This window comes from Acetobacter sp. DmW_136 (assembly GCF_008690365.1).
Taxonomy (GTDB): Bacteria; Pseudomonadota; Alphaproteobacteria; order Acetobacterales; family Acetobacteraceae; genus Acetobacter; species Acetobacter oryzifermentans.
In genome coordinates, this window is the sequence record NZ_VHON01000013.1 from 22,115 (window position 1) to 35,717 (window position 13,603).

General features: G+C 53.8%; 10 protein-coding genes. 8 read left to right on the plus strand and 2 right to left on the minus strand.

Going from position 1 to position 13,603, the window contains the following annotated elements:
- The first annotated feature begins 58 nt into the window (after positions 1–58).
- The 7 genes from FKW31_RS05085 (at position 59) to FKW31_RS05115 (ending at position 8,420) form a co-directional block, all read left to right on the plus strand.
- Positions 59–2,377 (plus strand): adenylate/guanylate cyclase domain-containing protein, encoded by a 2,319-nt coding sequence (locus FKW31_RS05085; RefSeq protein ID WP_150177988.1) that lies wholly within the window; start codon positions 59–61, stop codon positions 2,375–2,377.
- Positions 2,374–3,270, plus strand: a complete 897-nt coding sequence (locus tag FKW31_RS05090; protein ID WP_150177989.1) for an ABC transporter permease — start codon at positions 2,374–2,376, stop codon at positions 3,268–3,270. Before FKW31_RS05085 ends, FKW31_RS05090 begins: the two co-directional genes overlap by 4 nt.
- A 1-nt stretch (position 3,271) precedes the next feature.
- On the plus strand, positions 3,272–3,973 hold the full coding sequence (locus tag FKW31_RS05095; RefSeq protein WP_006116099.1) for an ABC transporter ATP-binding protein: 702 nt from the start codon (positions 3,272–3,274) through the stop codon (positions 3,971–3,973).
- A complete protein-coding gene (locus FKW31_RS05100) occupies positions 3,973–4,923 on the plus strand; it encodes an MlaD family protein (RefSeq protein WP_150177990.1) in 951 nt (316 codons plus the stop codon). The genes FKW31_RS05095 and FKW31_RS05100 overlap by 1 nt, the downstream gene beginning before the upstream one ends.
- Entirely contained in the window at positions 4,920–5,858 is a 939-nt protein-coding gene (locus FKW31_RS05105; protein ID WP_150177991.1) for a hypothetical protein, read from the plus strand. The genes FKW31_RS05100 and FKW31_RS05105 overlap by 4 nt, the downstream gene beginning before the upstream one ends.
- Before the next feature lie 28 nt (positions 5,859–5,886).
- Positions 5,887–7,263, plus strand: a complete 1,377-nt coding sequence (locus FKW31_RS05110) for a discoidin domain-containing protein (RefSeq protein WP_150177992.1) — start codon at positions 5,887–5,889, stop codon at positions 7,261–7,263.
- A gap of 122 nt (positions 7,264–7,385) precedes the next feature.
- A complete protein-coding gene (locus tag FKW31_RS05115) occupies positions 7,386–8,420 on the plus strand; it encodes an ion channel (RefSeq protein WP_089178818.1) in 1,035 nt (344 codons plus the stop codon).
- Between the two features lie 7 nt (positions 8,421–8,427).
- Here FKW31_RS05115 and FKW31_RS05120 read toward each other — a convergent pair whose 3' ends face one another.
- Together FKW31_RS05120 and FKW31_RS05125 are read right to left on the minus strand one after the other, a co-directional pair.
- Positions 8,428–10,632, minus strand: a complete 2,205-nt coding sequence (locus FKW31_RS05120; RefSeq protein WP_150177993.1) for an FUSC family protein — start codon at positions 10,630–10,632, stop codon at positions 8,428–8,430.
- Between the two features lie 111 nt (positions 10,633–10,743).
- Entirely contained in the window at positions 10,744–12,930 is a 2,187-nt protein-coding gene (locus FKW31_RS05125) for an FUSC family protein (protein WP_006116094.1), read from the minus strand.
- A 239-nt stretch (positions 12,931–13,169) separates the two neighbouring features.
- On the opposite strand from FKW31_RS05125, the gene FKW31_RS05130 reads away from it, so the two are divergent.
- Positions 13,170–13,544, plus strand: coding sequence for a YidB family protein (locus FKW31_RS05130; protein ID WP_006116093.1), 375 nt, complete (start codon positions 13,170–13,172; stop codon positions 13,542–13,544).
- Positions 13,545–13,603 lie beyond the last annotated feature (59 nt).

Below are 13,603 nucleotides of genomic sequence, written 5' to 3' on the forward strand. Positions count from 1 at the left end.
GTAACTGTCGGCCAGAATCAGGTTTTGAATAACCGGTAAAGCAGCGGAACCTTATCTCGTGTCTTCTGAAGAGATCATAGATCCCACAGTCCAGCACGATGCTTCTGTCCGAAGGGTTCTGCTGCACCTTGTTCTGCCATTTGTTGTTACGGTTATGGCCGTGTTGGCCATTGCGCTGGTGGGCGTAAATTCCTACCGTACCACCAAGGAAGGTGTTTCCACCCTTACGCACCAGCTTATGGGTGCTGTGCAGCAGTATATTGTGCAGCAGGTTACAGATTATATTCAGCCTGCCGCAAACGGTAATCTGATTGCTTCGGGCATGATTGAGCATGCCCCTACGCAGGTGGCGGACAAGGTTTTTTATTCTTACGGCAGCACCATGTTGCGGAAAATTCCGCAGTTGCAGTCTTTCTATCTGGCGGATGATGATGGGCACTTCATGCTTATCGCCCGTGCAGCGCAAAAAGGTGTGCAGGAGCATGTGCGCCTGATTGAAAAAAACGGCCACACATATTTCCATCACGCATTTTGGGATGATAGCGGGCAGAAAATTTCCGAAACGGAAGAAGATGCCAAGGGGTATGATCCACGCACGCGGGATTGGTATAAAAATACTGCCGCAACAGATAAAGTAACGTGGACAAAGCCACACCTGTTCCCCACCACCAGCCAGTTTGTCATGACCAGTTCTTTGCGGTTCAAGACAGACGCTGGCCATACAATGGTGTTTGCCACCAATATTTCCCTGAACGAGCTCAGCTCTTATCTGGATCAGATCAAAGTTGGTAAAACTGGCTCCGCCATGATTGTGGATAGCAAGGGCCTGTTTATTGCCGGTAAAAATCTCACGCAGCAGGCCAAGGCCGCGGGGTGGGACCCAGATAAAATGGTGCTGGACCGCAATGCCTATCCGGTTTTTGCGTTGGGGTATGATCATTACCGAGTGCGTGGTGTTGGGCCACGGCATGTTACATGGGATGGCACGGATTACATTACCATTGCCGCAGCTTTGCCGCACTATTCCGATAGCTGGATTTTGCTGATGGCCGCGCCCGAAAGTGATTTCGGGTCCTTCGCACGCCAAAGCAGCCACCAGAGCTTGCAGTTTTTGGCCATTATCACGGTTTTCTCTCTTGTGCTTGCAGGGCTGCTGGTGCGGCAGGTGCGGCGGACAGAATACAGCACGCGCCTGTTGGGGAAACAGAAAGAGCAGATCCAGCGCGAAAGTTCTGCTGTGCAGCAGGTGGCCGTTGCGCCGCGTTTGTTTGATCCCACGGTAGAACCACTTAGCCTGACAGAGCAGTTAACGCTTGTAACAGGTGCCCGGCGTGCCACGCTTTGGCGTTTCCTGCATGATGGTGCAGCTATGGTGTGTGAAGATGCGTATGACCAAACGCAAAACACACATTCCGGTGGTTTTGAAATGGCCCGCACAGAATTGGGGCCGTTCTTTTCCGCGATAGAGGAAGGAAATGCGTTCTCGGTTGAAAATGCAGCCATAGACCCGCGCACCACGCGGTTTGAACGTTTAACCATGCGTGAACTGGGCACAAAAGCATTGGCTGTGTGCCCCGTGCATGGCCCGCATGGGGTGGAAGGTGCGATTATGCTGGAAGATCCGCATCTTCAGCCGCATCTGCTTTACTTTCTTGATCTTATGGCCGGAGTAGCGGCCCTGCGTTTTGCCGCACAGGTGCAACTGCTCAATAACCAGACCAGCCAGATTGTAGATGCCGGGCAGCAGGTTGCCACCCTGGATGTGCCAGCGCCGAAATCTGATAATATACTGATGAAGGCGCCAGAAGCCGCAGCCGTTAATTCTGCCAGTATTTATCCGTCTGTGGCTGTGTTGGTCATCACATTCTCAGATCCCGTAGTGGAAGGGGAAAAAGAAACCGAGGCCCTGATCGCGCTTATCAACCAACTGGCGACAGATGTGCAGTCTGTCGCGCAGGAAGAAAAACTGTTTGCCGTAGAAGTGGCGGGCCATCGCATGATCTGCATGGCAGGTTGCCTGCCAACTCCAGATGTTACAGCCATTGTTCGTATTGCAGATGCTGCGCTTAAAATGCGTGAAATCTTCATGGCGTCACTGGCCGCAGCAGATCTGGAGCCAGTGTTTACCATGGGCATTGATTATGGGCCGGCATTTGGTGGCGCAGTTGGGAATGAACCCAAGGTGTTTAACCTGTGGGGGCAAACCGTCTCTTTGGCTGAGCTGATGGCACAGGGGGCGGCAGATCCCGGCACTATTCAGGTTACAGAGCGTGTTTATGGCGTGTTGCGTGACAGGTATCTGTTCCGGAGCCGTGGCTCCTTTTTTGCACCGCATCTGGGGCTGGGGCGTGCCTATACATTGGCGGCAAGGCGATGAGCGGGAGCCAGCAAACAGGCGGCCCCAATCTGCCGTCGGATGATGAACCAGACCTGATCCTGCAAACAGATGCGCATAAACCTGCCAAGCGTGTTCCGCTGCACGAATGGATACGCAGAAAGCTGGCATGGATTGGTCGGCTTGTGCGCAGGCAGGCGCGGTTTTTTCTGGTTGTTCTGGGGGCAGGCTGGGGCGTTATTTTTGAGAGCTTTCGTTCTCACGCATGGCGCCGCACGGTAAGGTACGAATTTGTAACCACCATGAATAACATTATCGGCGGGGGTGTGAGTGCATCACTGTTTGCCGGTATGCTTATGGGTGTGGCTGCCGTTTCTCAGGTTATTTACTGGTTGGGTCTTACCGGCCTTGCCAAAATGACAGGCTCCATTCTGGTCAATGTGGTTATCCGTGAAATAGCACCCATTCTGGTGGGCATTCTGCTGCTGGGGCGCAATGGCATGCTGTCCGCCACAGAGCTAGGGTTGCTGACCATTGGCGGGCAGGTGCGGTCTATGCAGTCTGTCGGGATGGATCCGTTTCTGTTGCTGGTTCTGCCGCGCACGCTGGCGTTTACCGTGGCTGGGTTTACGCTGGGCATTCTGTTTTCCATGTCATCATTGATAACCGGGTATGTCATGAGCCGTATTTCTGGCGTGATTACAAACCCGATCTGGACATTTCTGGATGATGTGGCTGCGGCCATGTCTGTAACCGATTATGCCATTATTCCGCTTAAATTTATCATGGTTGGTTTTGTTGTGGGGCTTGGCGGCTGCCTGACGGGCCTAACCGCCACCAATGAAGATTCACTACGCACCTTGCTGCCACGCGGCTTTTCCCGCGGGATGCTGATTGTGATGATGGTGAGCGTTCTGTTTAGTCTGGATCTGTAAGATGGAGGCGTATTCAGCAGGCCCACTTCTGGAATTAAACAAGGCGGTGCCTTCCTTTGAGGATAGCGGCCTGCCGCCAGTGCCCTTCAGCATGAAGCTGATGCCCGGTGAATGTATGATTGTGGAAGCGCGAGACCCAAGCCGCGCCACCATGTTTGCAGATTTGTGCAGCGGTATGGTGGAGCTGGAAAGTGGACAGGTCAGCTTTATGGGGCTGGATTGGGCAAACCTGAAAGATCGGGAACTGAACGCACTGCGCGGGCGTATCGGACGCATTACACGCCGGGCCAGTTGGGCGGAGTTTATGCCCACGCATCTGGGTATTATTTTGCAGCAGTTGCACCATACCACCCGCACTTTGGATGATCTGGTGGCAGAGGCTGTGCGACGTTCAGAAAGTTTTGGCTTGCCGGGTGTGCCTACAATTAGCCCATCCTTGCTTTCTGATACGGATCTTACGCGCGTTTCATGCGTGCGGGCTTTTATGGGGCAGCCGCATTTGCTGCTTTTGGAAGACCCGCTGGAGGGTGGCCCGCCCGAACTGTACAACTCTTTCCTATCTTCGATAACAGAAGCGCGGGATAGAGGGGCAGGCGTAATCTGGCTGGTGCGCAGCAATGCCGTTTGGCAAAGTTACCGGCAGGGTATTACCTCCACATGGCGTCTTGCTGATGATGGCCTAGTAGCAGTACGGATGGCATAATGTTCCAGCTCCGCTTAAGACAGAAAGTGAAACCTCTTATTTCTCTGCGTTATGCAGATGAATGGGTTGGATTTCTTGTTCTTCTCAGCCTTGTTATTTTTGCAGGCGCGGTGATTGAAGCCGGTGTGCTGCGAGATTGGTTAACCCCGCCAGCGCGCTTGCGCGTGGTGCTGCCAGCTTCTGGCGTGGGTGGCCTTACGGTTGGGGGCGATGTGCAACTTATGGGTGCGCATGCAGGCACCATCCGTTCCATTAAGCTCAACCCGTCTGGCAGCATGTATGCGCTGGTGGATCTGGACCCACAGGCCAAGCCGTTTATCCGGCGCGATAGTTCGGCCATTATTCGCAAACAGTTAATTGTAACAGGTGCCGCTTATCTGGATCTCAGCCGCGGGCATGGGGAGCCAATGGATTGGAGCTACGCAGTTGTAAGCGTAACGCCAGCGCCTAACCCAGCAGACCAGATTACCGCTACGCTCAACAGCATTCAGGCCGAAATCATGCCCGCACTGGCAAGTGCACGGCACATGATGGCACAGCTTGATGGTACCATTAGTGATATGCACGCAGGCAAGGGCACAGTTGGCCAGTTGATGACGAATGATCAACTGATCAAACAGGCAGAAGCCACTATTGTTTCGCTCAATGGGGTGATTGACCGCCTGAAGCCGATTGAAAACCAGATTTCTGGCATCATGAACAAAACCGATGCCACAGTGGCAAACCTGAAAGGGGCCTCGCACGATTTAAAGGGCGCAACACCGCATCTGCCGGGTATTGCGGCTAATCTGGATGCCAGCACCGCAGATCTGCCAGCATTGCTGGCGCAGGCGCAAACCACACTTTACGGGCTGGAAAAACTAACGGACCAGCTACGGGGCATGTGGCTACTGGGGGGACAAAAAGTGATACGGCATAACCGTCTGTCACCTAAGCAGGTGCGGCCATGAGGTATTTTTCTCCCGCTGCGGCTGTGTTGTGTTTACCTCTTTTATTGGCCGGGTGTGGCGGTGCAGCGCAGGATAAACCCACCGCACAGGATGATGCCGCATGGGATCAGGCCATGACAGCCGGGCGAGATTCCTTTGAGCTGGGGCGTTATACTGTGGCCGTTACGCAGTATCGCAAAGCGGCAGATATGGCTTTGCTGCGGGATGATGTTAGCGCGATAACAGAGGCTGGGTATGATCTGGCAGTAGCGCAACTGGCAGCAAACACGCCGGATAAAGCTTTGCAAACCGCACAGGCCACACGGCAGGCCGCTGGTGTGCGTGGGCAAACACAGTTGTACTCGCTTGATCTGGTAGAAGCCGCTGCACATTACAGGCTGGGCCATTACAGTTCTGCCATATCATCCGCCACACAGGCCATGCACTCATCCGATAGTGCGTTGGCGGGCAGGGCTGCCTTGGTGCTGGGGCTTGCTGCGGATGCGCAATCTGATAGCGCAAATCTGCAAAAAGCTGCGGCTTATCTTGCAAGCCTTAAAAAGCCGCTTTCTGCCACACAGCAGGCAGATCAGGCGGAAATTCAGGCCCGTGTGTTACGCCAATCTGCACCACAGCAGGCAGAAGCCTTAGCTGTGCAGGCGGCTGATCTGCGGCGTAATGATGGATCTTACCGTGATATGGCACGGGCACTTGCACTTGCCGCACGTATTGCTTCTGCTCAGGGGGATCAGCAAAAAGCCCATGCGTTGTGGGAACGTGCAGCGCAAAGCGCGGCAGCGCAGTCTAGCGGCTTGAACCGGGTGGATGTGCAAACACTGGCGCATGGTTCCATCACCAAAGGCAATTACGTGCCGCCAGAGGATGATGCCGCAGCCTGGGCGCGAGATGCCGGAGGTGTTTCCCTGCGTCCGTTTGAAGAAAAAGACGCACAGTAAAACGTGTAAGGCGTAAGCGGCTGGGGTAATGCAGCGAAATCTGATTATTGCACGCTGTGGTGCTCGCTCCCTGCACCCAGAATGGCTGAAAGGGGCCGTGCCGGAATGGGATCTGGTTTTATGCCCGTTTCAGCCAGTGGATATGCAAGGTCTTCCCGGCCAGATAGTGCCGGGCCATAAGTGGGATGGTCTGTATCGTTTTTTAACAGAGTGGGATGGCTGGAAGCAGTACGATTATATCTGTTTACCGGATGATGATCTGTTGGCTACGGCAGAAACGTGGAACTATTTTTTTGCTGCGTGCAGGCAGTATAAAGCCAAATTGGCGGCTCCGGCACTTACGTCGGGTTCTTTTTGTAGCCATCTTTCTACTTTGCAGAATCAAAATTTTGTGGCGCGCGCCTCTACGTTTGCAGAAATTATGGCACCATGCATGCAGCGCGATTTTTTGCATCAGGCACTGCCCACTTTCCGCTTTTCACGCGCAGGCACAGGCTTCGGGCTGGATCTGCTTTGGCCCATGATGCTGGGTTGGCGCGATATATGGGTTATGGATGCCAGCCCAGTAGAACATACACGCCCAGTAGGGCAGCAGAGATCTTCCGCATTGGGCGAAATCAGCCAGTATGATTTTCGCTTTATTGCAGGTTTGGGCGTGGTAGGGGCTACGTGGTCTTATGGTGGTTACACGCAGCAAGGCACGTATCTGGATTATCAGGACAGCCGCTTTGCAGACCTTTATCGGCAGGGCTACGCTTATGTGCAGCAAAAGTATCCGCAATACTGGCCAGAAGTATGTGCGTTTCAGTCTTGTGCGCCCCCGCAAGCCAGTGCGCAGGTGCTTGATAGGCTGGAACAGGCTCTGTTTCATTTAAACAAGGATACCGGGCACGTTCTTTCCCGCCATCGGCCCGCCATGTTGTCCACCGTATCACAATGGTCATGGTCTCATGATGCTGCGCGCGAAGCCTCTGGTGGGAACGATGGGCTGATAAACGGCGGATACGGTTTTCATACAGATTTTGAAGATGATCCGTGGTGGCAGGTTGATCTGGAGCAGATGTGCAGTGTGCAGGACATTGTGCTGTACAATCGGCTAGATCAAAAAGAATGCTGTGTGCAGTTGAATATTCTTGTCTCTCATAACGGTACAGATTGGCATACGATTTTTACCAAACGGGATGATATGCATTTTGGCGGCGCGGATTCTGCGCCCTTGCGTGTGGTTTTGCCCAAACCCGTTATGGCGCGTTTTGTGCGTGTGCAAGCCCTTGGGCACACAGTGCTGCATCTGGATCAGGTAGAAGTGATAGGCACGCCCAGCAGCATGAGGGCGCAAAACGGTTTTTTTGAAAAGATTATCTACAAAACTGCACGTTTTCTAAACGCAACCCGCTCTTCATAAAAACTTAGCGTTTTTATCTATTTTTGGCGGGATTTTGCAGGGGTTCCATGCAGAATTGTTGAGGCACGCTAACGCTGTGCCGTGTATCACCGCAACAGAGGGCGCATCCCCATACCGGGCCGGTGCGTGGAGCGGTGATTATGAAAAGACTATTGCGCAATTACAGGAAGAAAAGCCAGATAGATAAGGAAATTCGCCATACACCGTTAGAGGATGTGGGTGGGTCTTCTGCAGCGCAGAAAAAGAAGGAAAGCAGGCGTTTTTCTTTAAGCACGCGTGAAGCCGCTAAGCGTTTTAGAGCGCATGCGCTGGTGGAAGAAAAAGGCCACCACGATGTTGTACGTGTGGGGCTGAAGGATAGCGTATGGACAGATTTGTACCATCACGCCCTTACAGCAAGCTGGCCTGCTTTTACGGCTGTGGCTGTGTTTTCTTACCTGCTTATCAATTTTATATTTGCGTTGCTGTATATGGTGGCACCAAACCAGATTACGAGCGACGGCCAGCATACTCTGCTTTCACTGTTCTTTTTCAGTGTGCAAACACTTTCCACCGTGGGTTACGGGGGCATGACACCTGTTGGCATTTACGCCAATGCCATTGTCTCGTTGGAAGTGTTTATCGGCATGATGTTAACAGCCGTGGCAACCGGCTTGCTCTTTGCCCGTTTTGCCCGGCCACGTGCTCGCATCATGTTCAGTAATACCGCTGTTGTCAGTAGTGAAAGTGGTATTCCCGCGCTGTGTATTCGTATTGCCAATTTGCGTGTCAGCGTCATTCTTTCTGTGGATGTAGAAGTAGCGCTTTCCCGCTTGGTTATGGGGGAAAATGGGCATCTGGTGCGCAAGTTTGACCAGCTATTACTTGTCCAATCTCATGTGCCCGTGCTGCGGTTTGCCTTTGTAATGGCGCATGTGATCGGGCCGGATAGCCCCTTACACGGTAAAACAATGGCGGAACTGGAAACCGAGGAAGCCGAAATTATTGTAACAGTTACCGGCACGGATGAGGCCTTGGGCCAAACAGTGTTTGCCAGAACGGCTTACAGGTTTGACCGTGTGCGCAATAACCATCGGTTTGTAGATATCGTGGTCTCTCGTCCAGATGGCCGCATTGCGGTGGATTACACGCGCTTCCATGATGTGGAGCAGCACTAAAGAGGGGTTAGGCTGCCAGTCGCTCCGGGGCGTCAACAAGGTGAAAGCGCTGGGTGATATCCATAAATGTGGCATGGGCTGTAAACTCATGCCGCAACACCTCCAGCGCCCCTATGGCTCGCACAAGGTCTATTTGTTGGGATAGGTTTCGTTCTACCATAGCCGCTGGCAAAAGGGCCTGCATGGCGTGGGCAGAAGCAAGGGCCGGGGCTTGTGTGTAGCCTTTGATGTGGCTGATTGTTTCCAGCACATGCGCAATTTGCTGGCCCTGATCGGCAGATAAAAGCTTGTGAGACAGCACATTGTGCAGGCGCAAAATAAGCAAACCAGTTGTCATCGCACTCATGGCGCCTGTTAGGTAGGCTTCCACCAGGGCATTCGGGTGGGTGCCAGCGTGGCGGATAATCTGCGCAAGCCTGTCTCCCGAACGTGCTATCCATTGGGCAGAGGTAAATGTCAGGCGGCCTTTGGCCATCAGGCGTAAATCACGCACCATTTTGCGGCGCAGCCTCCAGCGTTCTGCTGCCGCATCAAATGGCAGCACAAGCCGAAAAACCCATATTCCCAACCCAATACCCAGAACAACGGCAGGGGTGGTGTTAAACCATGTCAGCTCATCCATGCGGTTATGGTTGGCTGGCCCCACCATAAAGGGCAGGAAGTTATTATAGGCCGCTGCTGTGCCTGCAATGCTGCCGGGGGCGCGCAAGGCCAGCCCACCGACCAACATGGGGAAAAAGAGTGATGCCAGCAGCGTTTCTATCCCAGACTGCTGCGGCAACACCACAAAACAGAGAATAAAGGAAATAACAGCCGCCCATACCGCGCCACGGAAAAAGCCGCTGGCCGCATGTACCGGATCTTCAAAAGAAGAAAAGCGCGTGCTGGTAACAGCCACAAACATGGCAAGGGTAGAGCCATCGGGCCATGCCGTAACTTCCCATAACAAACCACCCGCGCAAATGGCTGCGGCAGACCGGATGCCGTTATTGGTGGCTAGAAGCACATCTTTTGCAGGATGACGGTCAAACCGGAAGTGATCAGACTTGCTGGGGATTTGGGTGGCAATAAAGTGCTCCAGAACAAGATCCAGTTCCATCAACAATTTGGCCAAGGCAGATTCCAGAATACGCCCTTCAAGCAAATCACGCCGTTGCTGTTGGGTGGTGGGGGCATCTTGCTGTTGCAGAAGCTGGAACCGCACCAGCCGGTCTATGCCACGTTGTTGGCTGCGGGTGCGATAAAGCCGGATTTGGGCGCGTGCCCGTGTTGCTGCCGTTATGGTGGCATCTTGTTGCAGTTCTGCCGGTAATACCGTGAGAAGCGTGCAGATATCATCAATAGCGTGCTGAAAATCTGGTGGTACAGGGGAGGCTGCTTGCATGTGAATATGCAGTGTCATCCCGCGGGCCAAAAAGGCGGAAACAGCGTTCAGGCTGGCGCGTGCGTGGTCTCCCGCATGGTTGTGAGGGCCCATTTCAATTTCACTAAACTCTGTCTGATCTGCCAGAGATGGAATGCTGCCCAGCAAAGCGCGGGAGCGTAGTAGCCCATCGGGCTGGTTGCGCAGCAGCCCTTGTACGCCAGAGCACGCCCCCTGCAAGGCACCTAGCAAGCGCTCTCGCATTTCCTGCTGGGCTACGTGCTCAAGGCGTGGGGCAAACAAGGCAGCCAGCAGGCTTTCGCACACAATACCCAGCGTAATGTAGGTGGTGCGGGAAAGCGCGATCATGAACACGTTGTCAGGCTGGTTGGCGGCGCTCAGCACAATAATAGTGGTAGTGAAGGACACAAGAACCAGCGCATAAGACCGAAAATTGCGCAGAAATGTTGCAATGGCACAGCAACCACCAGCCCATATGGCCAGAAAGGGAAAAACAAGCCACGGCTCCTGCGGAAAAGCAGCCAAAAATGCAATACCAGCTACAGCGCCAATACAAGTGCCAATCAACCGCCATTTGGCTTTGGAAACACTTTGCCCGCGAGAGTTCTGCGCCACAACCCATGTGGTCATGGCGGCCCATTGGGGGCTGTCCATTTCCATCCACAATGCCAAGCTAAGAGCAATAAATGCCGCTACGGTGGTGCGCAGGGCAAAGCCTAGATTAGCCGGGGCTGGGGCAATAAGCCATGATAGCGGGAAGGAAGACCCGCTGTGTATTCTGGCATGCAGGCCGCGATACCATTGTAATGGAAATGAAAATGAAACCACGCAGCCAGACGCCCCAGATTGAAGATGTTGTTATAACAACATCTTGAGCATCTGACAAAAAAAGAGCCGGAACAAAAGCCCGGCTCTTTAACAGCTTGATTATAGGTGCGTTTACACAGCGCGGTAGGGCTTGGAAGCATCCAAAAATACAGCGTTGGCATCCAACTCGTGCGAGACCACAATCAGGTAGGCAATGGCGCGTGTAAGCTCGATGCGGGTAGAAATGTTAGGCTCCATTGCTTCCATGCGGCGCAGGGCAGATGTTGCAACCCTTGCTGCGTGTGCCGTGTGGCCATATTTGCCGGTAAAGCCGCTCATACGCTTCATAACAATTTCAATGGCGCGTTTGGCTGCTGGTGGAATCTGGTTGCGTTTAAGCAGCGTGCGCAAACGGATAATATTGAGCCCGATAGTCATGGCAGCCAGCGTGCCCTGCAAGCAGCCTTCAATGGTGGGGGAAGGCGTGGGGCCTGCATGGCGGATCAGGCGGGCAAACCGGTCAATATTGCGGCCAATCCAGTCTCGCGTTTCAGGCATGGGCTCGGCAGATGCCAGTGTGCGCAAATCATGCAGCATAGTGCGGCGCATGCGCCAGCGTTCTGCATTATTGTTAAAGGGCAGCACGGCCCGGAAAATCAGCACGGCAAAAAACACGCCCAACAACACGGCCGCGGTGGAGTTAAACCACGCCACTTCGTTCTGGCGGCCCTGGTTGAGCGGGTGCACAAAGTTTGGCAGCAACAGCGTATAAGCGGCAGAATGCAGAGCTGTGCCCGCGTTACGGGCTGCCAGGCCGCCTGCAATCATGGGCAAGGCCAGCGTGCCCACCAGCATTTCGTAATCTGCCTGTGTCGGCAGTACAAGAAACACCAGAAAGAATGAGACAATAGCCGCCCATATGCCACCGATCATGAATTGTGATGAGGCAACAACCGGGTTTTCTCGCGTGGCAAACAGCCCGCAAACAATGGCCACAAAGGTAATAAAGCCCAAACCAGCGGGCCACGCTGTACATTCCCACACCAGCCCGGCAGCCGTAATGGCCACCATGGCACGCACACCATTATAAATGGCCTCGCGCTTATCTACGTGGGCCTGCAAACGGAAGTGGAAGTGATCCCCACGGATAAAGTGCTGGCTGGCATCATATTCCCGGATGGCCTGTTCCAGTTCACCCAGCAGTTCATCCAGCGCGTTGTGCAGAATGCGGCCATCCAACAGGGCGGGAATGTCCGTATCATTTGCGGGGTTGTCATCAAACGCCGTGTCAATTTCCTGCGAAAGCGCATCGACCACACGCTGATGGCATTCAGCGCGCAGCAATTGCAGATCATGCAACAGTTCCTGCACGCTTTCATCAGAATCAAGCCGGTTGGGAACGGTGGTCAGAAACTCGCTCACATGGGCTGCTGTCTCACGGAAAGCGGGCTGATCTGTCTGCACATATTGCAGGCGCACAGCCATACCCAAACCGCGTGACAGCAGCACAGAAACGGCTGCCAGTGCAGCGCGTGCATGGTCACCTTCATGCCCGTGCGGGCCCATTTCCACTTCGGAGAATTCGATCTGGTCATTAATCGAAATCAGCGGGCCAAACATGGCGCGCGAACGCACCAGTGCTTCCTCATCCCCCGCCAAGAGGCTGGAAACAGAGGTAGATACGTTGGAAAGTGCCGTACGCAGTTTATCACGCATATTGCGGCGGGCTGTTTCAGCCAGATTATGGGCAAACAGACCTGCCAGCGTGCCCTCACACACAATGCCCAGCACAATATAAGATGCGCGGGACATGGCCGTCATAAACACGTTTTCTGGGTGCGGAATGGCGCCAATGGCAATAATGGCTGTGGTGTAACCGGCCAGCACCAGTGCGTAGGAACGGAAGTTACGCACCAATGTAGCCATGGTGCAGCATGTGCCAACCCAAATAGACAGAATGGGGAAGAACAGCCACGCATTCTGGTTAAAGGCCGAAATAAGGGTAATGGACATCACCACCCCTATGGCCGTGCCCACCAGACGCCATCTGGCTTTGGAAAGACTTTCCCCGCGAGAGCCCTGGGCCACAATCCATACGGTCATGGCCGCCCATTGCGGGTCATCCAGTTCCATCCACAGCGCAATCACCAACGCAAGCAGGGCTGCGGCAGTGGTGCGCACGGCAAAACCGATGGCGGCAGGTGTAGGAGAGATCAACCAGGCAAGAGGCAACTTCCCGCGTTCACCCGGCCGGTGCAGGGGGCGGAAATTGCGCAGGGGGCCGATCCGGTCAAGGATAAACATAGGGAGACTGGGCACGGCGACTATTTTATCCTGACAACGAAAAACAGGGAGGAATGCCGCACAGGGTAGCCTGATTCCCTGCTTTTTCCTTGTGGGTTCAGACGCATATCAGCTATCAGTCTTCCGGCGATGAACGCGCGTGGGATCAGAAATTATTTATAAATCTTGCGCATATAAGCTATCATGTTCCCAGATAGAAAAATACTGTGAATATTATGTTCGCAGTTGCGGTAAGATAAACGAAAGTAGGCGCGATGTCTGATTTCCTTCAAAACATTCTTGGTAAAGTAGAAAGCGCTTTGGGCGTGGATGTGCAGGGGGCATTGCAGCAGCAGTTGCAGTCTTTGCTACAGCCGCAGAATCTGGAGGCGCTGCTTACGCGGGCAGATCAGGCCGGGCTGGGTGATAAAGTGCGTTCATGGGTTAGCCAAGGTGGCAACGTGCCTGCTACTCCAGATGAAATTCAGACCATTCTGGGTAGCGATATAGTGCATAACCTGATCGCAAAAACAGGCCTGCCCGCAGATACGGTGCTGACGGCTTTGGCACATTTTCTACCTGCCGCAGTGGATAAGCAAACCCCACAGGGCGTGCTGCCAGAAGCCGGAGCAGAAACCAAACAGGCGTAACATTTTCTGCACGCCTGCAATGCGCATGTGTTGAGGGCGTGCATCCTGCGTATGAATCC

Excerpts from the sequence above, each read along its gene's own strand:
- FKW31_RS05090 (WP_150177989.1), top strand. The coding sequence starts at position 2,374 with ATGAGCGGGAGCCAGCAAACAGGCGGCCCCAATCTGCCGTCGGATGAT.
- FKW31_RS05110 (WP_150177992.1), top strand. The coding sequence starts at position 5,887 with ATGCAGCGAAATCTGATTATTGCACGCTGTGGTGCTCGCTCCCTGCAC.
- FKW31_RS05105 (WP_150177991.1), top strand. The coding sequence starts at position 4,920 with ATGAGGTATTTTTCTCCCGCTGCGGCTGTGTTGTGTTTACCTCTTTTA.
- FKW31_RS05095 (WP_006116099.1), top strand. The coding sequence starts at position 3,272 with ATGGAGGCGTATTCAGCAGGCCCACTTCTGGAATTAAACAAGGCGGTG.
- FKW31_RS05100 (WP_150177990.1), top strand. The coding sequence starts at position 3,973 with ATGTTCCAGCTCCGCTTAAGACAGAAAGTGAAACCTCTTATTTCTCTG.
- FKW31_RS05130 (WP_006116093.1), top strand. The coding sequence starts at position 13,170 with ATGTCTGATTTCCTTCAAAACATTCTTGGTAAAGTAGAAAGCGCTTTG.